Annotated in this window: 1 protein-coding gene; it reads right to left on the bottom strand. The window is 70.4% G+C overall.

Features of this window, described 5'->3' with window-relative positions:
- Positions 1-388: transposase (locus tag V5F48_RS25055; RefSeq protein ID WP_394260660.1), on the bottom strand; the 388-nt coding region annotated here is incomplete at both ends.

The raw sequence follows: 388 nt of genomic DNA, 5'->3' as shown, positions 1-388 counted from the left end.
CCGGCCCGACCAGTCGGTTTCGCCCGACTGGTAGCGGCGCGGCGTCAGCCCGAAGTGGGCGCCGACGGTCGTGGATTTCTTGAAGCGGGTGGGATCATCGACGGTGGCGCGGAAGGTCAGCGCGACGATGGCGCCGACGCCGGGCACCGTCATCATCCGCCGCACCGCCTTGTCGTTGCGCGCCGCCGCCAGCGCCATGCGATGCATGCGGGCGAACTCGAACCGCATCGCCGCGCGGGCCGCGAGCAGCGGCGCGATGATCTGTTCGAGCTCGCCGAGGCCGGCGACCAGCTCCCGCACGCGCGCCTCGAACTTGCCCGTCGACACTTCGCCGACCTTCAGCCCGAACGGGCGGATCACGCCGCGGATCATGTTTTCCATGTCGATG

The organism is Xanthobacter autotrophicus ATCC 700552, assembly GCF_043194565.1.
Lineage (GTDB): Bacteria > Pseudomonadota > Alphaproteobacteria > Rhizobiales > Xanthobacteraceae > Xanthobacter > Xanthobacter autotrophicus_F.
This window is presented reverse-complemented; position numbering and strand designations above follow the sequence as displayed.